This window comes from Streptomyces sp. NPDC001507, from assembly GCF_042894765.1.
Taxonomy (GTDB): domain Bacteria; phylum Actinomycetota; class Actinomycetes; order Streptomycetales; family Streptomycetaceae; genus Streptomyces.
Genome location: NZ_JBIAVV010000015.1, coordinates 221,936 through 244,809 on the forward strand (window position 1 = coordinate 221,936; position 22,874 = coordinate 244,809).

Annotated in this window: 25 protein-coding genes; 9 read left to right on the plus strand and 16 right to left on the minus strand. The window is 73.7% G+C overall.

From position 1 onward, the window contains the following. Positions 1-6 precede the first annotated feature (6 nt). The 4 genes from ACFY0K_RS40515 to ACFY0K_RS40530 form a co-directional block, all read right to left on the minus strand. The gene (locus tag ACFY0K_RS40515; RefSeq protein ID WP_390644067.1) at positions 7-720 is read right to left on the minus strand and encodes a class III extradiol dioxygenase subunit B-like domain-containing protein; all 714 of its coding nucleotides are present in this window, start codon (positions 718-720) and stop codon (positions 7-9) included. A gap of 10 nt (positions 721-730) precedes the next feature. After that, the gene (locus ACFY0K_RS40520) at positions 731-1,021 is read right to left on the minus strand and encodes a hypothetical protein (RefSeq protein ID WP_390644068.1); all 291 of its coding nucleotides are present in this window, start codon (positions 1,019-1,021) and stop codon (positions 731-733) included. Between the two features lie 42 nt (positions 1,022-1,063). After that, entirely contained in the window at positions 1,064-2,590 is a 1,527-nt protein-coding gene (gene miaB, locus ACFY0K_RS40525; RefSeq protein ID WP_390644069.1) for a tRNA (N6-isopentenyl adenosine(37)-C2)-methylthiotransferase MiaB, read from the minus strand. Between the two features lie 61 nt (positions 2,591-2,651). Continuing rightward, positions 2,652-3,650: a serine hydrolase domain-containing protein gene (locus ACFY0K_RS40530; RefSeq protein WP_390644070.1), complete on the minus strand. Its 999-nt coding sequence runs from the start codon at positions 3,648-3,650 to the stop codon at positions 2,652-2,654. 266 nt (positions 3,651-3,916) lie between these two features. Here ACFY0K_RS40530 and ACFY0K_RS40535 point away from each other — a divergent pair, with 266 nt between their 5' ends. The 3 genes from ACFY0K_RS40535 to ACFY0K_RS40545 all read left to right on the plus strand — a co-directional run bounded on the left by ACFY0K_RS40535 (position 3,917) and on the right by ACFY0K_RS40545 (position 6,656). Beyond that, positions 3,917-4,585 (plus strand): response regulator, encoded by a 669-nt coding sequence (locus tag ACFY0K_RS40535; RefSeq protein ID WP_382734087.1) that lies wholly within the window; start codon positions 3,917-3,919, stop codon positions 4,583-4,585. Next, the gene (locus ACFY0K_RS40540; protein WP_390644071.1) at positions 4,582-5,694 is read left to right on the plus strand and encodes a sensor histidine kinase; all 1,113 of its coding nucleotides are present in this window, start codon (positions 4,582-4,584) and stop codon (positions 5,692-5,694) included. The genes ACFY0K_RS40535 and ACFY0K_RS40540 overlap by 4 nt, the downstream gene beginning before the upstream one ends. Before the next feature lie 170 nt (positions 5,695-5,864). Continuing rightward, on the plus strand, positions 5,865-6,656 hold the full coding sequence (locus ACFY0K_RS40545) for a histidine phosphatase family protein (RefSeq protein WP_390644072.1): 792 nt from the start codon (positions 5,865-5,867) through the stop codon (positions 6,654-6,656). A gap of 174 nt (positions 6,657-6,830) precedes the next feature. Here the strand turns inward: ACFY0K_RS40545 and ACFY0K_RS40550 are convergent, their stop codons facing one another. Next, positions 6,831-8,348 carry an amidohydrolase gene (locus ACFY0K_RS40550; RefSeq protein ID WP_390644073.1) on the minus strand — a complete coding sequence of 506 codons (1,518 nt, stop codon included), beginning with the start codon at positions 8,346-8,348 and terminating at the stop codon, positions 6,831-6,833. Positions 8,349-8,582: 234 nt separating this feature from the next. Here ACFY0K_RS40550 and ACFY0K_RS40555 point away from each other — a divergent pair, with 234 nt between their 5' ends. Beyond that, the gene (locus ACFY0K_RS40555) at positions 8,583-9,719 is read left to right on the plus strand and encodes a lactonase family protein (protein WP_390644074.1); all 1,137 of its coding nucleotides are present in this window, start codon (positions 8,583-8,585) and stop codon (positions 9,717-9,719) included. A gap of 34 nt (positions 9,720-9,753) precedes the next feature. Here ACFY0K_RS40555 and ACFY0K_RS40560 read toward each other — a convergent pair whose 3' ends face one another. The 5 genes from ACFY0K_RS40560 to ACFY0K_RS40580 form a co-directional block, all read right to left on the minus strand. Next, on the minus strand, positions 9,754-9,987 hold the full coding sequence (locus ACFY0K_RS40560; protein WP_352366872.1) for a hypothetical protein: 234 nt from the start codon (positions 9,985-9,987) through the stop codon (positions 9,754-9,756). Next, complete coding sequence (locus tag ACFY0K_RS40565) at positions 9,984-10,682, minus strand: RNA polymerase sigma factor (RefSeq protein WP_390644075.1); 699 nt, start codon at positions 10,680-10,682, stop codon at positions 9,984-9,986. Before ACFY0K_RS40565 ends, ACFY0K_RS40560 begins: the two co-directional genes overlap by 4 nt. A 43-nt stretch (positions 10,683-10,725) precedes the next feature. Further along, positions 10,726-11,640 (minus strand): NAD(P)-dependent oxidoreductase, encoded by a 915-nt coding sequence (locus ACFY0K_RS40570; RefSeq protein WP_390644076.1) that lies wholly within the window; start codon positions 11,638-11,640, stop codon positions 10,726-10,728. Next, positions 11,640-12,614, minus strand: coding sequence for an aldo/keto reductase (locus tag ACFY0K_RS40575; protein ID WP_390644077.1), 975 nt, complete (start codon positions 12,612-12,614; stop codon positions 11,640-11,642). The genes ACFY0K_RS40570 and ACFY0K_RS40575 overlap by 1 nt, the downstream gene beginning before the upstream one ends. Before the next feature lie 120 nt (positions 12,615-12,734). Next, entirely contained in the window at positions 12,735-13,532 is a 798-nt protein-coding gene (locus ACFY0K_RS40580; protein WP_390644078.1) for a VIT1/CCC1 transporter family protein, read from the minus strand. A gap of 212 nt (positions 13,533-13,744) precedes the next feature. On the opposite strand from ACFY0K_RS40580, the gene ACFY0K_RS40585 reads away from it, so the two are divergent. After that, positions 13,745-14,671: a LysR substrate-binding domain-containing protein gene (locus tag ACFY0K_RS40585; RefSeq protein WP_390644079.1), complete on the plus strand. Its 927-nt coding sequence runs from the start codon at positions 13,745-13,747 to the stop codon at positions 14,669-14,671. A gap of 84 nt (positions 14,672-14,755) precedes the next feature. Here the strand turns inward: ACFY0K_RS40585 and ACFY0K_RS40590 are convergent, their stop codons facing one another. Beyond that, positions 14,756-15,508, minus strand: coding sequence for an SDR family NAD(P)-dependent oxidoreductase (locus tag ACFY0K_RS40590; RefSeq protein WP_390644080.1), 753 nt, complete (start codon positions 15,506-15,508; stop codon positions 14,756-14,758). 398 nt (positions 15,509-15,906) lie between these two features. Here ACFY0K_RS40590 and ACFY0K_RS40595 point away from each other — a divergent pair, with 398 nt between their 5' ends. Further along, entirely contained in the window at positions 15,907-16,098 is a 192-nt protein-coding gene (locus ACFY0K_RS40595) for a hypothetical protein (protein WP_390644081.1), read from the plus strand. A gap of 135 nt (positions 16,099-16,233) precedes the next feature. Here the strand turns inward: ACFY0K_RS40595 and ACFY0K_RS40600 are convergent, their stop codons facing one another. From ACFY0K_RS40600 to mhpD, 4 genes are all read right to left on the minus strand, one after another. After that, complete coding sequence (locus ACFY0K_RS40600; protein WP_390644082.1) at positions 16,234-17,076, minus strand: isocitrate lyase/phosphoenolpyruvate mutase family protein; 843 nt, start codon at positions 17,074-17,076, stop codon at positions 16,234-16,236. 68 nt (positions 17,077-17,144) lie between these two features. Further along, on the minus strand, positions 17,145-18,158 hold the full coding sequence (dmpG, locus tag ACFY0K_RS40605) for a 4-hydroxy-2-oxovalerate aldolase (protein ID WP_390644083.1): 1,014 nt from the start codon (positions 18,156-18,158) through the stop codon (positions 17,145-17,147). Then, positions 18,155-19,090: an acetaldehyde dehydrogenase (acetylating) gene (locus ACFY0K_RS40610; protein WP_390644084.1), complete on the minus strand. Its 936-nt coding sequence runs from the start codon at positions 19,088-19,090 to the stop codon at positions 18,155-18,157. The genes dmpG and ACFY0K_RS40610 overlap by 4 nt, the downstream gene beginning before the upstream one ends. Then, positions 19,087-19,887, minus strand: a complete 801-nt coding sequence (mhpD, locus tag ACFY0K_RS40615) for a 2-keto-4-pentenoate hydratase (protein WP_390644085.1) — start codon at positions 19,885-19,887, stop codon at positions 19,087-19,089. Before mhpD ends, ACFY0K_RS40610 begins: the two co-directional genes overlap by 4 nt. Before the next feature lie 74 nt (positions 19,888-19,961). Between mhpD and ACFY0K_RS40620 the strand changes: the two genes are divergently transcribed. Further along, positions 19,962-20,702, plus strand: coding sequence for an IclR family transcriptional regulator (locus tag ACFY0K_RS40620; RefSeq protein ID WP_390644086.1), 741 nt, complete (start codon positions 19,962-19,964; stop codon positions 20,700-20,702). Between the two features lie 33 nt (positions 20,703-20,735). Here ACFY0K_RS40620 and ACFY0K_RS40625 read toward each other — a convergent pair whose 3' ends face one another. Next, a complete protein-coding gene (locus tag ACFY0K_RS40625) occupies positions 20,736-21,542 on the minus strand; it encodes an aminotransferase class IV family protein (RefSeq protein ID WP_390644087.1) in 807 nt (268 codons plus the stop codon). Between the two features lie 212 nt (positions 21,543-21,754). Between ACFY0K_RS40625 and ACFY0K_RS40630 the strand changes: the two genes are divergently transcribed. Together ACFY0K_RS40630 and ACFY0K_RS40635 are read left to right on the plus strand one after the other, a co-directional pair. Then, on the plus strand, positions 21,755-22,306 hold the full coding sequence (locus ACFY0K_RS40630) for a histidine phosphatase family protein (RefSeq protein WP_390644088.1): 552 nt from the start codon (positions 21,755-21,757) through the stop codon (positions 22,304-22,306). 67 nt (positions 22,307-22,373) lie between these two features. Further along, entirely contained in the window at positions 22,374-22,733 is a 360-nt protein-coding gene (locus ACFY0K_RS40635) for a DUF6204 family protein (protein ID WP_390644089.1), read from the plus strand. The last annotated feature ends 141 nt before the right edge of the window (positions 22,734-22,874 follow it).

Here is a 22,874-nt window from a genome sequence, read left to right on the forward strand (position 1 = left end):
GCGCGTTCAGGACCAGGTCGCCACGAGGTAGCAGACGCCGTACGGCGCGTCGTCGTAGAGGAGCGCTCCGGCGAGGTCCGCGTCCTCGGCCGCACCGGCGAGGACCTGCCAGGGGGCGCGGCCGGCGGCCTTGAGCTGGTACGCCAGGTCGGCGTCCAGGGCCTTGATCGCCTCGATGTCGGCCGCACCCAGCGCCCGGGCTGCCTCGGCGTCGAAGGGGGCCGCCCGTTCGTCGAGGTAGCCCGGCGCCTTGAGGGTGCGGCAGGCGCTGGCGTCGCCCATGACCAGCATCGCCACGCGGGCGGCCCGGCCGGCGATCTCCCGGCCGGCCTGGACACACCGCTCGGCCTCCAGCGGCTCGCCGACTGCGAGCCCCTCGATGGGGGCGTCGGCCCAGCCGGTACGCTCCAGGAGCCAGGCGCCGACGGCCAGCGAGGGCGGCAGCTCGCGCCCGCCGACCGCCTCCGGACCGCCGCCCAGCCGTACGTCGACCTCGGCCCCGAAGCCCCGGAACGTGCCCTTGCTGCCCTGCGGGAACGGGCCCCGCCCCGGCTGTCCGGCGGGCCCCACCACGACCAGCAGGTCGGGGCGGGCGGCGGCGAGCACCCCGAGCGCGTCGGCGCAGGCGGCACGCGTGGCGTCCAGCTCGGGCGCGGCTCCCGCGGCGACCTCGGGGACGAGGACGGGCGGGCAGGGACAGATCGCTGCTGCGACAAGCATGATCGGCAGCCTACTGCCGGTACACCGGCGCGGGACCGCTGCTCCACGCCAGTTCCGCCAGCCGGTAGAACACCCGCCACGTGGACATCCAGCCGTTGATGTGCACGTAGTACGCGTCCTCGTCCCCCATCCGGAACACCTCGCGGCGCTGCTGGCGCAGGCCCGGGCGGGGCAGGTGGGTGCAGGCGACCTCGTAGAGGGTGGCCCGGGCCTGCTCCGGGGTGCTCTCGAAGCGGGTGACCTCGTCGACCCTGTAGTGCTCCCCGGTCCCGAACTGCACGACAACCACCCAGCGCGCCATGCTCCCCCCGCTCCCGATCGACGAGAGGAGTATGGCGGGTGATCAGTGCGCCGCGCAGCCCCCGGTCGCCGCCGGCAGCGGCTCGGGCACGCCGATCTTGGGCAGCCCCAGCAGCACGCCCGCCGGCTTGGCCGCCTCGGCCGCGTTGCGCTTCTCCCAGGCGTCGCCGGCGCGGGTGCGCCGTACGCCGAGCACCGGGCCCTCGGCGAGGAGGTGGTGCGGCGCGGCGTAGGTGATCTCGACCGTGACGACGTCGCCGGGGCGGACGTCCTGGTCGGGCTTGGTGAAGTGGACCAGGCGGTTGTCCGGGGCACGGCCGGAGAGGCGGTGGGTGGCGCCGTCCTTGCGGCCCTCGCCCTCGGCGACCATCAGGTCGAGCGTGCGGCCGACCTGCTTCTTGTTCTCGTCCCAGGAGATCTCCTCCTGGAGGGCGACGAGACGCTCGTAGCGCGCCTGGACGACCTCCTTGGGGATCTGGTTCTCCATGGTCGCGGCGGGGGTGCCGGGCCGCTTGGAGTACTGGAAGGTGAAGGCCTGCGTGAAGCGGGCCTCGCGCACGGCGTGCATCGTCTGCTCGAAGTCCTCCTCGGTCTCGCCGGGGAAGCCCACGATGATGTCGGTGGTGATCGCCGCGTGCGGGATCGCGGCCCGCACCTTCTCGATGATCCCGAGGTAGCGCTCCTGCCGGTACGAGCGGCGCATCGCCTTAAGGACGGTGTCCGAGCCGGACTGCATCGGCATGTGCAGCTGCGGCATCACGTTCGGGGTCTCGGCCATGGCCGCGATCACGTCGTCGGTGAAGTCACGGGGGTGCGGGGACGTGAACCGCACCCGCTCCAGGCCGTCGATGGTCCCGCAGGCCCGCAGCAGCTTGCTGAAGGCCTCGCGGTCGCCGATGTCGGAGCCGTAGGCGTTGACGTTCTGGCCGAGCAGGGTGATCTCGGAGACGCCCTCGGCGACCAGGGCCTCGATCTCGGCGAGGATGTCGCCGGTGCGCCGGTCCTTCTCCTTGCCGCGCAGGGCCGGGACGATGCAGAAGGTGCAGGTGTTGTTGCAGCCGACGGAGATCGACACCCACGCCGCGTAGGCGCTCTCGCGGCGGGTCGGCAGGGTGGAGGGGAACGCCTCCAGCGACTCCGCGATCTCCACCTGGGCCTCTTCCTGGACCCGGGCGCGCTCCAGCAGGACCGGCAGCTTGCCGATGTTGTGCGTACCGAAGACGACGTCGACCCAGGGCGCCTTCTTCACGATGGTGTCGCGGTCCTTCTGCGCCAGGCACCCGCCGACCGCGATCTGCATGCCGGGACGGGACGCCTTCCTCGGCGCGAGCCGGCCGAGGTTGCCGTAGAGCCGGTTGTCGGCGTTCTCCCGGACCGCGCAGGTGTTGAACACGACCACGTCGGCGTCCCCGTCCGCCCCCTCGGGGGCGCGCACGTACCCGGCGTCCTCCAGCAGCCCGGACAATCGCTCGGAGTCGTGGACGTTCATCTGGCACCCGTAAGTGCGCACTTCGTAGGTCCTGGGTGCCTGAACGTCCACTACCGGGCTCCGGTCGCTGCTGCTGGTCATGGGTCAAGGGTAGGCGGTCCCCGGAGACCGCTGCCCCGGCCCTTCCGGTGTGGCAGCGCCGTCAGGCGAAGGCGAGGATGGGGAAGGTGTCGCGGATGTGGCCGAGGGGGGCGGGGTCCCTCGTGAAGTAGAGCTCGTTGGTCAGCAGGACGGCCCAGCGGCCCTGCTGCGGGGAGAGCCACGCGCCTGCTCCCGGGGAGCCGTGGGGCATCCAGATGTCGTCGGTTTCCGGGACCGGGTGCCAGAACAGGCCGCCGGGGGGTGTGAGGTCGCCGGTGTGGATGCGCAGCGACTCCTGGACCCAGGCGGGGCCGAAGCCGGGTTGTCCGCCGCCGTGTCCCGGCTGGAGCAGGTGGCGGAGGAAGGCCGCGAGGTCGGGCAGTACGGAGAACACCCCGCCCAGTGGGTGTGCCGGTGCGCCGTGGGCGGTGCCTCGCAGGCGGGAGCCCGTGGCGTCGTCCAGCTCGGTCGGCGCGCAGCGGGCGGCCGCTTCGCCGGGCAGGGGGCCGTAGCAGGTGCGTGTCATGTCGAGGGGCTGCCACACGCGGGTGGCCGCGAGGACGTCGAGGCGCCGGCCGGAGAGCTCTTCGGCGAGGCGCCCGAGGACGAGGGCGGCGCGGTCGGTGTACTCCACGGCCTCCCCGGGCGGACGGCGTAGCGCGTCGTGGAATACGCCGTCGCCGGTGTCCAGGTGCTGGTCGGCGCCGAGCGGAACGCCGGCGGTGTGGGTGAGCAGGTGGCGGGCGGTCACCCGGGCCAGGGGGCGGCCGCGCAGCGCGGACCAGAAGTCGCCCAGTTCCTCGTCGAGCCGCAGCGTGCCGTCCTCGACGAGGATTCCGATGGCCGACCACACCGCGAGGACCTGCGTGAGGGCGCCGACGTCGAAGACGGTGTCGTGCCGCATCGGTTCGTCGGGCCGGTCGGGATCGAGGACGCCCGGGGTGCCGATGACCATGTTCGAGCGGTCGCCGACGGCCCAGACGGCGCCGGGGTAGACCTTGTCGCGGACGCCTTCGCCGACGAGCTCGCGGATGCGGTCGATGTCTAGGTCGAGGGCCATGGTCTCCCGATCTGTCCTGGGCTGTGTGGTCTCCCGTCGCTCAGGGTAGTCAGGCGCGTGCGCAGGTCCTGGTTGCGCCACGGGCGGGCCGCGGACGCGGTGTGGCGAGCTGCTGCGCCGAGGCGGTGGGCTCACCGCCGCGGCGGCGGGCGCCCCGCCGACCGGCTGAGGTCGCGCGGCCAACCGGCGGGTTCTCCGTGCCGGCCGCCGGCAGGAAGGTGCCCACGGGGTACGCATCGACCGGACATGCGACGAGCGGAGCGCACGTGATCCGGGTACTGGTGGTCGATGACGAAGCCCTGATCCGCACGGGTTTCACGCACATTCTGGACGCGGCGGACGACATCGAGGTCGTCGCGGCGGTGGCGGGCGGCCAGGCCCTGCACACGGTGCGGGAGCTGCGGCCCGACGTCGTCCTGCTCGACATCCGGATGCCGGACGTGGACGGGCTCACGATCCTGGCCGAGCTCCGCCGCATGCCCGAGGCCCCGGTGGTCGCCATGCTCACCACGTTCGACACCGACGAATACGTGGCGACCGCGCTGCGCTCGGGCGCCGCCGGGTTCCTGCTCAAGGACACCGACCCCGAGCAGCTGCCCCATCTGGTGCGCACCCTGGCCGAGGGCGGGACCGTACTGTCGTCCAAGGTCACCCGCCTGGTGGTGGGCGGCTACCTCGACAACAGCGTGCGCGAGCCCGCCGCGGTCCGGCTCACCGCCCGGCTCACCGAGCGGGAACGTGCCGTGCTCGTCCTCATGGCCGAAGGACTCGCCAACACCGAGATCGGCGAACGGCTGCACCTGAGCACCGGCACCATCAAGGGCCATGTCACCAACGTGCTCGGCAAACTGCGGGTGGGCAGCCGTGTCCAGGCGGCCCTCATCGCCGAGCGCGCGGGCCTGCTCACCCCCTCGCAGGACGAGGGCGTCCGGTGAGCTCCCGGCAGCCGCCGGGCGTGCTCCTCGACATCGGCTTCGTCGCGATCGCGCTGGCGGACGGCTGGGCACACGTCGGGATCCAGGACCAGCCGCCGGCCTACTGCGCGTTGCTCGGTGCCGTCGCCCTGCTGCTGCGGCACCGGCTGCCCCTGACGACCTTCGTCCTCACGCTCCCCACCGCCCTGGTCACCGACGCGGTGGTCGCCCCCATGGCCGCGCTGTACACGCTCTCCTCCCTCAACCGCCACCGGTCCCTGCTGGGCGGCTGCGCGCTGGCCTACGCGATCATCGACTTCCTGCCCTGGCCGTGGTCGTCCCTGGACGCCACCGAGCTGTCCCAGACGAACAACCTGTTCCATCTCAGCTACACGCTGGCCACCGCTGCCGCTCCCGTCTTCCTCGGCCAGCTGGTCCAGGCCCGGCGCGAACTGTCGCTGCGGCTCGCCGACATCTCCGAGGCCCGTGAGCAGGAGCGGCTGCTGACCGCCCAGAGCGTGCTGGCGAAGGAGCGCGCCCAGCTTGCCCGGGAGATGCACGACGTGGTCTCCCACCAGGTCAGCCTCATCGCCGTACAGGCCGGAGCGCTCCAGGTGAGCGGCCGGGACGCCGAGACGAGGCAGGCCGCGGCCACGATCCGCCGGCTGAGCGTGCAGACCCTGGAGGAGCTGCGGCACATGGTCGGGGTGCTGCGGGCCTCCGGCAGCAGGCCGACGGAGCTCACCCCGCAGCCTTCGCTCGCCGACCTGGACCACCTGGTCGAGGCCAGCGGCATCGAGGCGAAGCTGGAGACCGACCTGCCGGAAGAGCTTCCGCCCACGGTGCAGCGCGCCGTCTACCGCACCGTCCAGGAGGCGCTGACCAACGTCCGCAAGCACGCCCCCGGTGCCGCGGCGACCGTCCGCGTCAGGCACCGGGACGGCATCCTGTGCGCCACCGTGGCCAACACCGCCCCCACCCGGCCCGCCGTCGCCCTGCCGAGCGCCCAGAACGGTCTGGTCGGCCTGGCCCAGCGCGCGGAGCTGCTGGGCGGCACGGTCACGTCCGGTCCCACGGCCCAAGGGGGCTACGAGCTCCGCCTCGAACTGCCCGTCGAACGGAACCGGTGACCGGTGGCCGGTGACCGTACCGGTTCGGCCGGGCTGTGGGCAGGTCGTGTGGGGCAGGCCGGCCAGTCGGCGGGGTGGTTCCGGCCACCTGGCGGATGGTCCGGCCGGGGGGCCTGCGCCGACTCTGGAGCACGTGAGGCACCGCGTGGCCCAAGAAGGAGGCCGGTCCCATGTCGATCCACCTGACGCTTCTCTCCGCGCCTGGCGGTGACGCCACTCTGGACCCACTGCTCGGCGACGCCCCCCTGGGCGAGCGCGACCTGCGCCTGGCAGACGCCGCGAGAGCAGTGCTCTCTCTCCATGGGCAGGCTGTCCGGACGCCCTCGACCCGTTGCTCGCAGACCGCCGACGCCATCGGCCTGACGGCGGCACCCGAACCCATGCTCCGCGATCTCGACGTGGGCGCCTGGCGCGGCCGTACCGTCCGTGAGGTCGCCGCGGCCGACCCCGACGGGTTCAGCGCCTGGCTCACGGACCCGGATGCCGCGCCCCACGGCGGAGAATCCGTACGCGGGCTGTGCCGCCGGTCGGCGGACTGGCTGAACAGCGTGGCGCGCGGCTCGGGCCACACGGTGGCGGTCACCGAGGCGGCCGTCGTCCGAGCCGTGCTCATCCGCGCTCTGGCCATGCCGGCGAGAACGTTCTGGCATCTGTCCGTGCCGCCCCTGGACACGGTCCTCCTCACCTGGCGAGGCAGCTACTGGGACGTCCGGTTCGGGCACGGCTCCCTCCCGGAGGCACGGCGACGCCTGCTCTCTCGGCCGACGGCCGTCCGCCTGGACGACGGGGACAGCGGGGACGGCGGGGACGGCGGGGACGGCGGGGACGGCGGGGACGGCGGGAAGAAATGCCGTGAGTCGGGTGCGGGTGCGGCACCGTCGTGGCCGGTCGCACAGTTCCCCGCGCCCCCTCGGGGCGCCGTTCAACCGCAGCGGACTTCGCCGGACCCGCTCAGGGCCTGACCCAGAGGCCCCTGCGGGCCGACTCCGTCAGAAAGTGGCTGGGGGGACCAGGGGAACCGGCGCGGCCTGACCGCCGCCCCGCACCCCGGTCGCCCCCGCACTCCCGTGGCCCGGACGGTACGGTCTCCCGTCCTGGCCACGGAATCTGTCCGAGCCCCTCGAAGGCGGGCCCCGTCAGTACGGCCCGTGGGTCCAGCGGCCGGCCGTCATCGTGGCGTGCACCGGCATCGCGCGCAGCGTGTCCGGGGCCGCCGTCAGCGGATCCACGTCCACGACCACCAGGTCCGCGGGGTCCCCGACCCTGATGAGCCGGCGTCCGCGGGCCGCCGCGGCCAGCGCGTCGGGCAGCGGCAGGCGCTGCTCCGGGTGCCAGGCGGCCCGGTCGTCGTCGGTCCGGGTGACGGCCGACGCGACGGCGAGCCAGGGGTCCAGCGGCGAGACGGGGGCGTCGGAGCCGAACTCCAGCCGCGCCCCGGCGGCCAGCAGGCCGGCGTAGGCGAAGGCGCGTGCGGTGCGTCCGGCCCAGTACCGGTCCGCCACGTCGCGGTCGTCCGTCGCGTGCCGCGGCTGCACCCCTGCCGTGACCCCCAACCCGGCGAAACGCGGCAGGTCCTCGGGGCTCAGCAGCTGCGCATGCTCGATCCGGCCGCGGCAGCGCACCGCCTCGAAGGCGTCCAGGGCGACGGTGTTGGCCCGGTCGCCGATGGCGTGCACGGCCGGTTCGATGCCGTGGGCGGCGGACCGGCGCATGAGCCGTACCAGTTCGTCCGGCGCCGTCTGCTCGATGCCGTGCGAGCCCTCGGTGTTCTCGAGACCCGGGTAGGGGTCCCGGCACAGCGCGGTACGGGTGTTGAGCGAGCCGTCCGTGAAGAGCTTGAGCGGGCCGACCCGCACCAGGCCGCCGGACGCGCCGATCTCGGAGCCGGTGTGCAGCCCGCGCGCGACGGCCGCGTCCAGGTGGCTCGGGTAGACGGCGGCGGACACCCGTACGGCGGGCGGGGCCTGTGCCGAGCGCCGCTCCCAGGCGCCCACGGTGTCGCCGTACTGGAAGTCGATGACCCCGGTGACCCCGCGGGCGGCGGCGGCCCGGCAGGCGTCGGCGATCCAGGCGTCGAGTGTCGCGGCCGGCACGTCGGGCAGGGCCGAGAGGACCTCGTGGCCCTCCGCCTCCCGGATCAGTCCGGTCGGGTGGCCGGCGCGGCCGGCCAGCGCCAGGCAGGCGGAGTTCAGCCACACGGCGTGCAGGTCTGCGCTGACCAGGGCGACCGGCCGGTCCGGCAGGGCCGCGTCGAGAAGCCCCTTGTCCGGGGCGTCGGGCCAGAGGCCGTCCCGGAAGCCGTACCCGAACAGGACCGTTCCCGCGCCTGGCGCCGTACGGCCGTGCGCGCGCACCCGGTCGGCCACCTCGCGCGCGGAGGCGGTGCCGGAGAGGTCGAGCCGACGGCGCGCGCTCGCCCACTCGGCGAGGTGGACATGGGCGTCCCACAGGCCGGGCAGCAGGACGCGCCCGTCCAGGTCGAGGACCCGCTCGCCCGCGACCGGCCCGGCGGGCGGCGCGGCCCCCGGGTCCGGGACCACATGGGTGACCCTGCCGTCCGCCACCCGCACCCCGACCAGTGGTCCGCCCGCCCCCAGCCGCACCCGGCCAAGCGTCAGCGCCGGCCTGCGCGGTGTGCCTGCGACCTCCGTCATCGAGCCTCCGTCCGCCCTCAACAGCGACAGCAAAACAAACCCAGGGTTCCTTACTCGGCTGCGGTCTGTGCCGGACTCCCCTGGACCCGCCGAGTCCTTACGGAGATCTTTCGTGACCTCCTGGCGAGGAAAGGACCTCGCCGCCGGCGACGCAGATCCGGTGTGAGACCGAACCGGGTCCCACGTCACCGCCGGCGGCCGCTGTGCCGCCACGTCAACAGGAGCACAAGGGAAATGACGATGGGCAAGAAGTCGAAGACCGCCGCCGCGGTCGCCGTGACCGTGGCCGCCGCAGCGTCTCTCGCGCTGAGCACCCAAGCCGCGTCGGCCTACTCCGGCGGTGCCCACGGTGCCGTGTTCGTCCAGACGGACGGGGTGAACGGCAACGCCGTGGTGGCCTACAGCCGTTCCGCGGACGGAGAGCTGCGCCAGAGCGGCGTGTACCGGACCGGTGGGCTCGGCGGTGTCCTCGACGGGTCGGCGGTCGACCACCTCGCCTCACAGGGGTCGCTGACGTACGACAGGGCGCACGGCCTGCTCTACGCAGTGAACGCCGGCAGCGGCACGGTCACCGTGTTCGTGGTCCACGGCGACCGGCTGGTGCGCCGTCAGGTCGTCCCGTCGGGAGGCGACTTCCCGGTCGGCGTGGCCGTCCACGGCGACCTGGTGTACGTGCTCAACGCGCTGGGCGGCGGTTCGGTGCAGGGCTTCCGGAACGTGCGCGGCTCCCTGGTGAAGGTGGACGCCTGGCACCGCTCCCTCGGCCTGGACCCGGCCGCCACACCGCAGTTCACGCACACCCCCGGGCAGGTGGCCTTCACCCCGGACGGCCGCGCGCTGGTGGTGACCACGAAGGCCGGCGCGAACACCATAGACGTGTTCCCGGTGGGCCGGTCCGGCATCGCCGCCCGTCCCGTGGTCACCCCGACTCCCGGCGCGGTGCCCTTCGGCTTCACCTTCGACGCCCGCGGGCGGCTGGTGGTGACCGAGGCGGGCACCAACTCGGTCGCCACCTTCCAGGTCCGCGCGGACCTGCGGCTGACCAAGGTCTCCGAGGTGGCGACCGGCCAGGCGGCGACCTGCTGGATCGTCCGCGACGGCGGGCACGTCTACGCCTCCAACGCGGGCAGCGGCACCCTGTCCGGCCTGCGGGTCGGCGCGGACGGCACGCTCACGGCGGTCGGCACCACCGCGACCGGCGCCGGGACGGTGGACGCCGACGTCTCCTCGGACGGCCGGTTCCTGTACGCGCAGACCGGCAAGGAGGGCGGCGTCGACGAGTTCCGCGTCAACCAGGACGGCTCCCTGACCCGGCTCGGTTCGGTCGTCGTCCCCGACGCCGTCGGCGGCGAGGGCATCGCCGCCTCCTGACGGCAGGCTGCTCGCCGCCGCGCCCGGGAACCGGTCAGGTCTCCAGGACGGCGGCGAGCAGCCCCTCGTAGTCCTCGCCGCAGGGTCCGCAGGCGCGCAGGTGCGCGGCGACCCCCGGCCACCGGCGCTCGGGATCGCCTCCGGCCGCCTTCAGGTCCGCGTACACGTGGAGCAGACTCAGGGCCTCCGCACAGCCCACGTCCTGGGGGTCCGTGGTCAGGAACCGCTCCAGCGCCGCCCGTACGGAGAGCCGGTCCGGGTTCGTCATGACCGCCTCCCGGGGATCACGTCCAGGTAGCCGTGGGCCACGAGGTGGTCGCGCAGTCTGCGCCGGGCGTCGAACATCGTCTTGTAGACGGCGTTCCGGCTGCTCCCCAGTTCCAGGGCCAGCGCGTCCAGCGGCACGGCGTCCAGGACCAGCGCCACGAAGACCCTGCGCTGGTGGTCGGTCAGCACCTCGTCCGCCGCCGTGCGCACTGCGGCGGCCAGGGCACGCGCCTCGGACGACTCCGCGGGACCGGCCCCGAGCCGGTCGGGCAGCCGCTCCCAGTCCTCGCCGTCGAGTTCCACCCGCCGTGTGCCCCAGAAGTGACGGCCGGTCTTCGCCGACACCTCGAGGACGACGAACCGGTAGGCCCAGGTGGTGAAGCGGCTCTCCCCCCGGAAGTCACCGATCTTCCGGGTGATGGCCAGGAGGGCGTCCGCCGCGGCCTGGTGGGCGAGGTCGTCGGTCTCGGGGCCGTCGAAGCCGAACCGGGAGCGCCGCTTCGCCAGTTCGCGCTTCGCGATCCGCAGCAGTTCGCCGTGCAGCCGGGCGCACGCCGTCTCGTAGACCGTGCCGGTCGAGGACAGTTCCCGCACCCAGGACGCCGATTCGGGATCGAGGTCACGCGCACCGCCGGCCGGCGTCACGGGCGCGGTCCGCGCGGGCTCGCCCTGTTCGTGTCCGACCGCAGACGCCATGCGCCCCATCGTAGACGCGCCGGTGCCGGCCGCGGGCGGGGGCTCAGGGTCGCGGGTGTCCCGCCACGGTGACGGCCGATGCCACGTCGTCCTCGGCGTGGCCGGCCGAGATCGCCTCGTCCCAGCGCTTCAGCAGCGCCTCGGTGAGCGGCAGTTCCAGCTCCCGGTGGTCGGCGGCGGACAGGGCGAGGGCCGCGTCCTTGCCCGCGTGCCGCAGCGGGAATCCCGGGGCGAAGTCGCGTTCGACCATGGCCCGGCCCTTGGCGGTCGCGTAGGCGGAGCCCAGCGGGCTCTCGGCGAGGGTGTCGAGGACCAGGCCGGGATCCAGCCGGAGGGCGCCGGCCAGGCTGAGTGTCTCGGCCATGCCCTCGACCAGGACCGCGAGCCAGTTGTTGAGCACGATCTTGAAGCGGCTGCCGTCCCCGGGGCGGTCGAACCACAGCGTGCGGCGGCCCAGCTCGTCGAACAACGGCTGTACGCGGGGCCGCAGTGCGGGATCGCCGGAGGCGAGGACGAGCAGCTCGCCGCTGTCCGCGGGCCCGGAGCTCCCGGAGACGGGGGCGTCGACGAAGCCGACGGCCCCTCGCGCGAGTTCCGCCAGCCGCAGGGTCGCGGCGACGCCGACCGTGCTCATCTGGATCCAGACCGCGTCCGGGGCGAGCTCGGCCAGGGCGCCGTCCGCACCGGTCATGGCGCTCTCCACGGCGGCCCCGTCGGTGAGCATGGTGATCAGGTACTCCGCCCGCGCGGCCGCCGCGGCCGGGGAGCCTGCCACCTTCGCACCCCGGCCGGCCAGCGCCCCGGCCTTCTGCCGGGTCCGGTTCCAGACCGTCACGTCGAACCGGGCGCGCAGCAGGCTGCGGGCGATGGGGGCGCCCATGGCACCCGTGCCGAGCACCGCGACCCGCGTCCTGTCCGCCCGCGTCCTTTCCCTCCCCGCGCCGGTCCGCTGGGTCATCACACACTCTCCGGGGTCGGGCCGGCCACCGAGGTGGCCTCCGCCACGATCGCGTCGATGTCCTTGAGGTCGGTCTCGTCGAGCGAGAGGTCCGCCGCGGCGAGGCTGTCCTCGACGTGGTGGGGGCGTCGCGCGCCGACGATCGCGACGTCCACTCCCGGCTGGGCCAGCGTCCACGCGATGGCGAGCTGGCTGACCGTCATGTCGCGGAAGGCGGCGAACTCCTGGAGCGCGCGGACCACCGCGAGGTTGCGCCGGTAGGTCTCGCCGCGGAACACCCCGCTCTTCGCCCGCCAGTCGCCGGCCGGGAAGACGGTCTCCTCGCTGAGGGTGCCGGTCAGCAGGCCGTGCGCGAGCGGGCCGTAGACCAGGACGCCGATGCCGTGACCGCGGGTGTACGGCAGGACGGTGTCCTCGATCTCCCGGCGGAAGAGGTGGTACGGCGGCTGCAGGGTCTCCACCGGCAGGACGCGGGAGAACTCGGCCATCTGCTCGGCGGAGTAGTTGGAGACGCCCACGTGCCGGATCTTGCCGGCCTCGACCAGTTCCCGCAGTGCCCCGGCGGTCTCGGCGAGCGGCACCTTCGGGTCGGGCCAGTGGACCTGGTAGAGGTCGATGCGGTCGACGCCGAGCGCGGTCAGGCTGGCGTCGACGCCCGCGCGCAGGGCGGCGGGGCTCGCGTCCCGGGCGACACCGGTGCCGGTGTCGCGCAGGCCGCCCTTGGTGGCGATCACCAGCTCGTCGCGGTGCTCGCGCAGTTCCGTGCGCAGGGCGTCACCCAGCAGCCGTTCCGAGGCGCCGAATCCGTATCCCTGGGCGGTGTCGAAGAAGTTCACCCCGAGCTCGCGGGCCCGCCGGACGGCCTTCCTGGCGTCCTCCTCGGCGAAGGCACCCCAGTCCCCGCCGAGTTGCCAGGTGCCGAAGGCGATGCGGGAGACCCGCAGCCCGGTCCGTCCCAGTGCAGTGTCACGCATGATGTTCCTCCGTCTGTGATCCGTGTCCGATCCGTCTGTGATCCGTGTCTGATCCGTCTGATCCGTCTGATCCGTGCGTGGTGAGACGTGTGCTGTCGGCCGGTCCGGGGGGGGCCGGGCTCAGGTGACCCTGGCGCCGATCACGTGCCCGATCCCGTAGACGGCCGCGGCGGCGAGGGCGCCCACGAAGAGCTGGCGGGCCCCGGAGACCAGCGGCGACCGGCCGTTGAGCAGACCGATGGCACCGCCGACGGCGAACAGGGCGCTGCCGGCCAGGGCGACGGCGAGCAGCAGGGCGGCCGCTCCCGAGAGGAAGAGGTAGGGCAGCACGGCCATCAGCGCGCCGACGGCGAACGAGGCGAGGCTGGACAGCGCCGCCGACCACGGCGACCCCAACTCGTCCGGGTCCAGTCCGAGTTCCTCGCGGACCATGGTGTCCAGGGCGGTGTCGTGGTCCCGCATGATGGTCGTGGCGACATGCCGGGCGTCGGCCGCGTCCAGCCCCTTGGCCCGGTAGAGCCGGGCGAGCTTCGCCTCCTCCGCGTCCGGATCGGCGCGCAGCTGGTGGGCCGCCACCGCTATCTCCCGCTCGTAGGCCTCGCGCTGGCTGCGCATGGAGATGTACTCGCCGGCCGCCATGGAGAACGCTCCGGCGAGCAGCCCCGCGAGCCCGGCGAACAGGACGGCAAAACCCGGGACGCCGGACCCGGCGAAGCCCATCACCAGGGCCGTGTTCGAGACCAGGCCGTCGTTGACGCCGAACACCGCGGCGCGCAGTGCGCCGGACCGGTCGCCGGGGCGCGACCGGCCGGCACGGTCGGCGCCGCGCCCGCCCGCGTACTCGACGGCCTTCTCGTTCTGCACCGCCGCCGCACCCGCGGGCGCGGTGTACGACAGTTCACCCGATGTCAGCGACATGGCCGGCTCCGATCCTCGATGACGGTTATCGCGCTCGGTGAATACCCCTTCTTCCGTTATTCACCGTCGTACATAGCAACGCCCGAGATGTCCGCCGCTATCCCGCCTAATGGAGAAAGTCACAGATGGGGTTATCTCCGGAAGAGATGGGTCGCCGCGGTGGCGACCGTGCCCGGCGTGACTCCGGTCCGTGGCCGTGATGGCATGTCGGCATGGAGTTGCGGGAGTTGCGGGCGTTCGTCGCGGTGGTGGAGGAGGGCGGGCTGTCGGCCGCCGCCCGGCGGCTGCATGTGAGCCAGCCCGCGCTGTCCCAGACGATCAGCGGGCTGGAGCGGCAGCTGGGGGTGCGGCTGCTGGTGCGCGGGAGCAGCGGCGTGAAGGCCACCGAGGCCGGGACCACACTGCTGGGCGAGGCACGGGCGGTGCTCGCCCGGCACGACCAGGCGGTACGGGCGATGGCCGGGTACGCCGGTCCGGGCGGCGGGGCACTGCGCATCGGGATACCCCTGGAGCTGCCGTCCGGGCTGCTCGACCCGGCGCTGGCCGAGCTCGCCGCGGCGTATCCGGAGACGCGGGTGCAGGCCCGGCACCTGTCCACGGCGGAGCAGCTGGCCGCGTTGCGGGCCGGTGAGCTCGACGTCGGCTTTCTGCGGGAGCGGCCGTCAGGGCCGGAGTTCGACGCGCTGCTCGTCGTGCGGGAGAAGCTCGGCGTGCTGGTCGCCGCCGCGCAGGCCGCCGAGCTCGCCGGACCCGACGGCATCCCGCTCGACGCGCTCGGGACCCTGCGGTGGGTCGGGTTCCCGCGCGCCGGCAGTCCCGCCTGGTACGACGAGCTGACCGCGGTGCTGCGCGGCCACGGCCTGGATCTCGGCCCCGAGCCCCCCGAGGGACAGGCGCTGATCGCCGACGTGAAACTGGCCGCGGTCGCCTCCGGGCAGGCCTTCGCGCTGGCCCCGCCGGGCTGGCAGCAGCCGCTCCCCGAACACGTGACCTGGTCACCACTGGCCGGAACGCCGCTGGTGCGGCGCACCTGGGTGGTGTGGCCGGCCGACTCCCGCCGCCGGGACCTGGGCCGCTTCGTCGCCGCGCTGGACCGGTCGGCGGAGTCGGTGCGGTCGATGCGGTCGATGCGGGAGTAGGGAGCAGGGAGCAGTACGGGCGCGGGCGCCGGCGAGGAACGTCGGCACCCGCGCATCCCCTGGGGGTCAGATCCCCCCTGTGGGTCAGACGGCCGTACGGCCGCCGTCGACCGGAAGGATCGCGCCCTGCACGAAGCTCGCCGCGTCGCTCACCAGGTAGGCGATCGCCTCGGCGATCTCGCGCGCCTCCGCGGGCCTGCCGGCGGGGGCCTGGGCGGCCAGGGCGTCCAGGTCGTCGCCCATGACGGCCGTGCCCTCGGTGCGCGTGGGGCCGGGCTCCACGGCGTTGACGCGCACCCCCTGCGGGCCGAACTCGGCCGCCCAGGACTTGGTCAGCAGGTTGACCGCCGCCTTGCTCGACGAGTACAGCGCCATCCCCGCGAGCCCGTACTCGGCGACCATGGTGCTGACGTTGACGATGGCGCCCTGCCCGCGCTCGGCCATGGCCGGGGCGAGCTCGCCCACCAGGTAGAACGGCGCCTTCACGTTCAGGTCGTAGACGGTGTCCACCTGGTCGGCGGGCGTCTGTGCCGTCGGCCCGAACGGGAAGACGCCGGCGTTGTTGACGAGGATGTCGACGCGGCCGCCGCCCAGCGCGGTGGCCTCGCGGGCCAGGCGCCGTACCGAGTCGGCGTCCCTCAGGTCGGCCGCCAGGAAGTCCGCCTTGCCGCCGCGCTCCCGGACGGCGCCGACCACCCGCTCGCCACGGTCCGCGTCGCGCCCCGCGACCAGGACGTGCGCACCGCGCTCGGCGAGCAGTGCCGCGGTCGCGGCGCCGATACCGCTGGTCGCACCGGTCAGCAGGGCCACACGTCCGGTCAGGTCAGCAGAACTCATGAGGGGTCCTTAAAGTGTGGAAAGTGGGGCGAATCCATCGTCCCGCCACCTCGTCCGTGAGGCGACGGGAGTCCATAGCGGCAGCGGCGTTCCGGGGATTCCGCTCGCCCCATCGGCGGATCCGATGCCCCCTATAAGCGCCCCTTCCGGAGGCGGTGCTCATGGCGGCTCTTCGCCGGCCGTATGGCCGTGGCGCGACCGACCGCACACGTCCCGCGGTTACATGACCCGTACGGCTCGGGGCCCCGGCGGCCCGGAACAGTGCGGACCGGCACCGATCCTCAGGTGAGGCAGCGACGAGCGAACCGAACGCAGAACCGAACGCAGAACCGCACGCGAACACGGGCGCGGCGTCTCAGGCGGCGCCGAACGCGTCCGAGGAGAGCAGCACGTACGACGTGATCGTCCTGGGCGCGGGCCCGGTCGGGTCCGGGGTCAGCGAGCTGCTGCACGCGGCCACCATCGCGGTCGTCGGCGAGGTCCCCCTCACACGCCTCCGGCACGCGATCGCCCCGTTCCCCACGGTCAGCGAGATCTGGGTGTTCCTCGTCGCGGCGTACCGACGGCAGCGGGAGCAGTCGCACGCCTGAGTGGGGCGTGAGCGCCCCGGCAATGGGCGCTGGGGGTACCCGCGGCCGAAGGCTGGGGGAGGAACTGCGCGGCCAGCCGAGACGCGCCGCATCCCCCGACGGCACATCGTCGGCCCACCCGCCGGTGACGGGCCGTCATCTGTGGAAGAGCGCGTTCAGGTCCGTCTGCGAGATCTGGTTGTCGGCGTAGGAGAAGGTCCCCCGCTCCGCCAGCTCCCGGGCCGCGGCGAGCAGTCGGGCGTACATCGCGCGGGCGATGCTGCCGCCCACCGTGACCCGGCGCACGCCGAGTCCGCGGAGGTCGGCCAGCGAGAGGGCGCCGCCCGTCAGGCCCATCACCACGTTCAGCGGGCCGTCGATCTCCCGGACCAGGGTGCCGATCGTCCCGGCGTCGGCCGCGCCCGGCACGAACGCGCAGTCGGCGCCCGCCGCCAGATACGCGTTCGCCCGCCGTACCGCCTCGTCGAGCGGTCCGCCGGTGAGCAGCACGTCGGTGCGGCCGACGAGGACGAACGGCTCGCCGGCCGCGTCGACCGCCTCGCGCGCGGCGCGGATCCGCTCGGCCGCGAGCTCCGGGGCGTACAGCGGCCGGGAGCGGTCGCCGGTGAAGTCCTCAATGTTGCCGCCCGCCGCTCCCGCCGCGAGCGTCATCGCGATCGTCTCGGCCACGGTCCCGGGCGCCTCGCCGAACCCGTCCTCCAGGTCGGCGCTGACCGGGACGCGCACCTCGGCGGCGATCTCCCGGATCCGGTCCACCATCGTCGCGCGGTCGACCCGGCCGCCGCCGTAGTCGTGGTCCGCGCGGCCCAGGGAGAAGGCGATGCCCGCGCTGGTGGTGGCCACGGCCGGGAAACCGGCCGACTCCAGGACGCGGGCGCTCCCCGCGTCCCAGGCGTTGGGGAGCAGGAAGCAGCCCTCCCGGTGCAACTCCACGAAGCGTGCGGCCCGTTCCCGGCGTTGAGTCTCCACGCCGGACATCCTGTCAGCCGGCACTGACAATCGGGCGTCAACGGCCCGCGCCAACGGCTCTGCGTCAGCGGCTTGCGTCAGCGGCTCCCGGCGAGATCCAGGGCGATGTCGGTGATCATGTCCTCCTGGCCGCCGACCAGCTTGCGGCGGCCCACCTCGACCAGGATCGCCCGGGTGTCCAGGCCGTGCCGGCGGGCGGCGGCCTCGGCGTGCCGCAGGAAGCTGGAGTACACGCCGGCGTAGCCGAGGGTGAGGGTCTCGCGGTCCACCCGCACCTCGCGGTCCTGCAGCGGTCGTACGACGTCGTCGGCCGCGTCCATCAGCGGGAAGAGTGCGCAGCCGTGCTCCCAGCCCATCAGGTCGGCGACCGCGACGAACGCCTCCAGGGGGCAGTTGCCGGCCCCGGCGCCCTGCCCGGCCAGGGAGGCGTCGACGCGGGTGACACCGTTCTCGACGGCGACGACCGAGTTGGCCACGCCCAGGCCGAGGTTGTGGTGGGCGTGGATGCCGAGTTCGGTGGCCGGGTCGAGGAGGTCCCGGTAGGCGCGGACACGGTTCCGGACGCCGTCCATGGTCAGCCGGCCGCCGGAGTCGGTGACGTACACGCAGTGCGCGCCGTAGGACTCCATCAGCTTGGCCTGGCGGGCCAGTTCGGCGGGCTCGGCGAGGTGGGACATCATCAGGAAGCCCGCCACGTCCATGCCCAGCTCGCGCGCGGCGGCGATGTGCTGGGCGGAGATGTCGGCCTCCGTGCAGTGGGTGGCGACACGGACCGAGCGGACGCCCAGGGAGTGCGCCTGCTTGAGGTCGTGGAGCGTGCCGATGCCCGGCAGGAGGAGGGTGGTCGGGATGGAGTCCCGTACGGCGTCGACGACCGCCTCGATCCACTCCCAGTCGGTGTGCGCGCCGACGCCGTAGGTGACGCTGGAGCCGGACAGGCCGTCGCCGTGCGCCACTTCGACGGCCCGAACCCCGGCCGCGTCTAGGGCGGCGGCGATGGTGCGGGCCTGGTCGACGGTGTAGCGGTGGCGGACGGCGTGCATGCCGTCCCGCAAGGTGACGTCCTGGACGTACAGACGGGTACCGGTCATCGGGACGCCACCTCCGGGGCACGGTGGGCGGCCATGCGTTCCGCGGTGCGCAGCGCGGCCGAGGTCATGATGTCGAGGTTGCCGGCGTAGGCGGGCAGGTAGTGCGCGGCGCCCTCCACCTCCAGGAACACGGAGACCTTCACCGCGTCGCCGCCGGGGGCCAGGGTGCGCAGCGGGTCGTCGGCGCCCACCCGCTCGAACTGCACCTGCTGCTTGAGGCGGTAGCCGGGGACGTAGGCCTGCACCCGGGCGACCATCTCCGCCACGGAGTCGGCCACGCGCGCGTCGTCGCAGTCGCCGACCAGGCAGTGCACGGTGTCCCGCATGATGAGCGGCGGCTCGGCGGGGTTGAGCACGATGATCGCCTTGCCGCGGGCCGCGCCGCCGACCTTCTCGATGGCGGACGCCGTGGTCTCGGTGAACTCGTCGATGTTGGCGCGGGTGCCGGGTCCGGCGGAGCGGGAGGAGATGGACGCGACGATCTCGCCGTAGTGGACCGGTGTCACGGCGTTGACGGCGGCGACGACCGGGATGGTGGCCTGGCCGCCGCAGGTGACCATGTTGACGTTCGGGGCGTCCAGGTGGGCGTCGCCGTTGACGGGCGGCACGACGTACGGGCCGAGCGCGGCCGGGGTGAGGTCGACGACCGTGCGGCCGAGGGCGCGCAGCACCTCGTCGTGGCGGCGGTGGGCGCCGGCGGAGGTGGCGTCGAAGACGATCGACACGTCCTCGAACCCGTCCAGGCCGACCAGGCCGTCGACGCCCTCGTGGGTGGTGGCCACCTTCAGGCGCCGGGCGCGGGCCAGGCCGTCCGAGTCCGGGTCGATGCCGGCCATGGCGGCGATCTCCAGGCTCTCCGACAGCCGCAGGATCTTGATCATCAGGTCGGTGCCGATGTTCCCGGACCCGATGACGGCGGCCTTCGTGGTCATGCGCCGGCCCCTTCCGTGGTGAAGGCGACCCCGACCGTGCCGAGGCCCTCGATGCGGGCGGTGAACTCGTCGCCCTCGGCGGCGACCGCCATCGGGCCGAGTGCGCCGGTCAGGACGACGTCGCCGGCCCGCAGCGGGTCGCCGAGACCGGCCAGGGTGGCGGCGAGCCAGCGGGCGGCGGTGAGCGGGCTGCCCAGACAGTCCGCGCCGGTGCCCTGCGAGACGGTCTCGCCGTTCCTGGTCAGGGTCATCCGGACCCCGCGCAGGTCGACGCGGTCCAGCGGGACCGGGGTGCCACCGAGGACGAAGAGCCCGCAGGAGGCGTTGTCGGCGACGGTGTCGACGATGGTGATGTCCCAGTCGGCGATCCGGCTGTCCACGATCTCCAGCGCGGGCAGCGCGAAGGCGGTGGCCCGCAGCAGGTCGGCGACGGTCGGGTCGCGGTGGGGCAGGTCGGCGGCGAGCACCAGGGCGACCTCGGCCTCGACCTTGGGCTGGAGCAGCCGCCCGGCCGGGACCGGCTCGCCCTCGCCGACCGCCATGTCGGCGAAGAGGGCCCCGAAGTCGGGCTGCCCGACCCCGAGCTGGCGCTGTACGGCGGGCGAGGTCAGCCCGATCTTGCGGCCGACGAGCCGGCGGCCGGCGGCCACGCCCCGCTCGACGTGCAGCCGTTGCACCGCGTACGCGGTCTCGATGTCGCCCTCGGGGAGCAGGGCGCGGACGGGGGCGCAGGGGGTGCCGGTGCGGGTGGCTTCGTCGAGGACGTCGGCCACCTTGGTGACGAGGTCAGGGCTCATGCCGACAGGTATAGGCGGGTGCCCGGAAACGCGGCAAAATATGTTCCGTGGCACGGAACGGGAGTCCGGGAAACATGCTCGACAAGGCGGTGGCGCTGCTGGACTGCTTCCGCCCGGAGGGCGGTGCGTTCCGCCTGACGGAACTGGCGGCGCGCTCGAAGCTGCCCAAGACCACCGTGTTCCGGCTCTGCGCCGACCTGGTCAGGCTCGGCCTGCTGGAACGGGACGCGGACACCTACCGGCTCGGCGGCGCCCTCTTCGAACTGGGCTCGCTGGTGCCGCGCCGGCACGACCTGCGGGAGGCCGCGCTGCCGTTCCTCCAGGACCTGTTCGAGGCCACCCACGAGACCGTGCACCTCGGCGTGCGCGAGGGCCACGAGGTCGTCTACGTCGAGCGCATCCACGGCCACGACGCCCTGCGGCTGCCGTCCCGGATCGGCGGCCGGCTGCCGCTGACCTGCACCGGGGTCGGCAAGGCCCTGCTGGCGTTCTCGGGCGCCGAACTGGTCGAGGAGGTGCTGGCCGCGCCGCTGCCCCGCCTCACCCCGCACTCGATCACGGACCCCGGCCGGCTGCGCACGGCCGTCGAGCAGGCCCAGGTCGCGGGCCTCGCGTACGAGGAGGAAGAGGCCGCGCCCGGGGTCAGCTGCATCGCGGCCCCCGTCTTCGCCGGTTCCACCGCGGTCGCGGCGCTCTCGGTGGCCGTACCCTGCGGCCGCTTCCGCCCGGCACAGCTGGCCCCCGCAGTACGGACGGCGGCCCTGGGCCTGTCCCGGGCGCTACGCGGCGTCAGGCCCCCGACCGGAACGGCGTGAACACCGCCGTGACCGGTACTTCCCCCGCAGCCCCTAGACGATCTGCCAGGGGTTGGTCTCGTAGCAGTCCACGAGCAGGTCCGTGACGGCCGAGTCGACGACCAGCGCCGTCCCGTCGATGCTCGCGACCGGCACGGCGGGCGAGATCGAGTTGGCCAGGAACGCGGAACACCCCGCGAAGCCGGACGCGCCGTCCACGAAGTCCCCGAGCCGTACCTCACGCCGCTCGGTCGGGATGCCCTTGGCCTCCAGTCCCCGCTGCAGGAGCTGCATCGTGATGCCCGGGAGCATGGCGGCCTCGGGCCAGACGACCCGTTCACGGTCGTAGATGCCGATGTTGGAGAGCGACGCCTCGCTGATCCGGCCATATCGGTCGGTGAACAGCGCGTCGTCGTAGCCGGCGAGCACCGACTGCCGCCGTCGGTGCGTGAGCCCGAACGTCCCGGCGTGCTTGACGTGGGGCAGGTCCCGCTCGTACTCGACCGCCTGCAGTCGTACCGACCCGGTCTGTGCCTCCGCCGGGGCGCTCGTCAGCACGGCCAGGTCAGGTTCGACGGGCTCGCCGCGCACCACGTCACCGAGTCTTCCGGTGAAGGCGACCACCCGGACCGACACCGCTTCCGGGCCTCCGTCGAGGGCGTGCCGCACACAGCCCCGCACCCGTTCGGCGTCCAGCCCTCCGCCGAACAGTTCACGGGCGCTCTCGTCCAGCCGCGTCAGGTGCAGATCCAGTCCCCGGACCGCGCCGCCCCGCACCTGCATCGACGTGAAATGCGCGTAATTGGCCCGCGCGAGCAGCTTCAGATCCTCGCTGTCCGCTTCCGCACCGTTGATCTCCACCCGGTCGATGACGATCCCCCCTCCCGCCGCACGTCCGGCCCCTGGGCCGCATCCCGGCCACCATAGGTGAGTACAAAGCCGGTCCGGAAGCGAGCCGGTTCGGCTGCAGCACCGTCGCCCGACTCGACGCCGATGGCACGGCGTACTGTCGTGCCCGTCCGGCACCCCGCCGTCGCCGGTGCCCGTTGTACGACCGAGGAGGAACTTCCCCTGTGACCTGCCGAGTCGTCCTCGTGGCCCCCGCCATCACCCCCTCGCTGCGGCGGGCCCGATTCGACGACGGCGACTCGATCGAGAGGCCCGGGACGGTGGCGCTGTCCCTGCCGGCCGCGGGCGGGGAGGTCAGCTCGCCGAGTGTGCGCTGCCGGGAGACGGCGGCCGCGCTGGGCCTCGACGCCTCGGTGGAGCCCGAGCTCGCGGGCCTGGACGCGGGGCGCTGGCGGGGGCGGACGCTGGAGGAGGTCGGCACCGCCGAACCCGACGCGCTGCTCCAGTGGCTGACCGACCCGGCCGCCGCGCCGCACGGCGGCGAATCGGTAAGGGAGTTGTGCGCACGGGTCACCGGCTGGCTGGACCGGACGGCCCTGACCGCCGGCAGGACGATCGCCGTGGTGGAGCCGGAGGTGGTGCGGGCCGTGGTGCTGCACACGCTGGGTGCGCCCGAGGCCGCGTTCTGGCGCGTGGACGTCCCGCCGCTGTCGGCGACGGAGATCACGGGCGGGCCCGGACGCTGGAACCTGCGGCTCGGCCAGGCCGGCGGCTAGGTACTGGTCCGGTGGGACGCCGGAAATGCGGTGGAGCGGCGCGCCGCGTCCTGCCTAGGGTCGCGCCATGACCACCCGCACCTTCCGCGTCACCGTCCGCGGCGTCTTCGACGGCCTCAGCGCCGAGCAGCGCGCCGAACTGCTCTCCCGTGCCGCCGAGCACGACGTGCTGCGCGCGGCCTTCACGCCCGAGGGCCACCTCAGTTACGACATCACCGCCCGTCCGGCCTTCACCTTCCGCTTCCAGGACGCCGGGGAGGAAGAGGAGGACATCCGGGCGGCGACCGAACGCGCCGAGGAGGCGGCCGGGGCGTGGCTCACCGAGCGCGGCTACGGCTACAAGAACCTCAGGTCCAGCGCGGAGGACCTCTCCCAGGCGCCCCTGAGCAAGCGGCAGCGCCGGGCGGCCGCGCAGCGGCAGGACTGACCCTGGCTCCAACTCCCGTTCCAGCGCCGCCGGATACCGCCACGGCGGCCTGAAGTCACCGTGGTTCAGGTCACGTCGAGATGTGGGCGGATTGTGGGGAGCCTGTGCCGCGGGCGTGGCATGCTCGGGGGCCACACCGAG

Bases quoted from the DNA above. Each gene is read 5' to 3' on its own strand.
- ACFY0K_RS40555 (WP_390644074.1), top strand. From the start codon at position 8,583: ATGACGATGGGCAAGAAGTCGAAGACCGCCGCCGCGGTCGCCGTGACC.
- ACFY0K_RS40560 (WP_352366872.1), bottom strand. From the start codon at position 9,987: ATGACGAACCCGGACCGGCTCTCCGTACGGGCGGCGCTGGAGCGGTTC.
- ACFY0K_RS40565 (WP_390644075.1), bottom strand. From the start codon at position 10,682: ATGGCGTCTGCGGTCGGACACGAACAGGGCGAGCCCGCGCGGACCGCG.
- ACFY0K_RS40570 (WP_390644076.1), bottom strand. From the start codon at position 11,640: ATGACCCAGCGGACCGGCGCGGGGAGGGAAAGGACGCGGGCGGACAGG.
- miaB (WP_390644069.1), bottom strand. From the start codon at position 2,590: ATGACCAGCAGCAGCGACCGGAGCCCGGTAGTGGACGTTCAGGCACCC.
- mhpD (WP_390644085.1), bottom strand. From the start codon at position 19,887: ATGAGCCCTGACCTCGTCACCAAGGTGGCCGACGTCCTCGACGAAGCC.
- ACFY0K_RS40550 (WP_390644073.1), bottom strand. From the start codon at position 8,348: ATGACGGAGGTCGCAGGCACACCGCGCAGGCCGGCGCTGACGCTTGGC.
- ACFY0K_RS40530 (WP_390644070.1), bottom strand. From the start codon at position 3,650: ATGGCCCTCGACCTAGACATCGACCGCATCCGCGAGCTCGTCGGCGAA.
- ACFY0K_RS40515 (WP_390644067.1), bottom strand. From the start codon at position 720: ATGCTTGTCGCAGCAGCGATCTGTCCCTGCCCGCCCGTCCTCGTCCCC.
- dmpG (WP_390644083.1), bottom strand. From the start codon at position 18,158: ATGACCGGTACCCGTCTGTACGTCCAGGACGTCACCTTGCGGGACGGC.
- ACFY0K_RS40520 (WP_390644068.1), bottom strand. From the start codon at position 1,021: ATGGCGCGCTGGGTGGTTGTCGTGCAGTTCGGGACCGGGGAGCACTAC.
- ACFY0K_RS40620 (WP_390644086.1), top strand. From the start codon at position 19,962: ATGCTCGACAAGGCGGTGGCGCTGCTGGACTGCTTCCGCCCGGAGGGC.
- ACFY0K_RS40575 (WP_390644077.1), bottom strand. From the start codon at position 12,614: ATGCGTGACACTGCACTGGGACGGACCGGGCTGCGGGTCTCCCGCATC.
- ACFY0K_RS40580 (WP_390644078.1), bottom strand. From the start codon at position 13,532: ATGTCGCTGACATCGGGTGAACTGTCGTACACCGCGCCCGCGGGTGCG.
- ACFY0K_RS40635 (WP_390644089.1), top strand. From the start codon at position 22,374: ATGACCACCCGCACCTTCCGCGTCACCGTCCGCGGCGTCTTCGACGGC.
- ACFY0K_RS40585 (WP_390644079.1), top strand. From the start codon at position 13,745: ATGGAGTTGCGGGAGTTGCGGGCGTTCGTCGCGGTGGTGGAGGAGGGC.
- ACFY0K_RS40610 (WP_390644084.1), bottom strand. From the start codon at position 19,090: ATGACCACGAAGGCCGCCGTCATCGGGTCCGGGAACATCGGCACCGAC.
- ACFY0K_RS40545 (WP_390644072.1), top strand. From the start codon at position 5,865: ATGTCGATCCACCTGACGCTTCTCTCCGCGCCTGGCGGTGACGCCACT.
- ACFY0K_RS40590 (WP_390644080.1), bottom strand. From the start codon at position 15,508: ATGAGTTCTGCTGACCTGACCGGACGTGTGGCCCTGCTGACCGGTGCG.
- ACFY0K_RS40600 (WP_390644082.1), bottom strand. From the start codon at position 17,076: ATGTCCGGCGTGGAGACTCAACGCCGGGAACGGGCCGCACGCTTCGTG.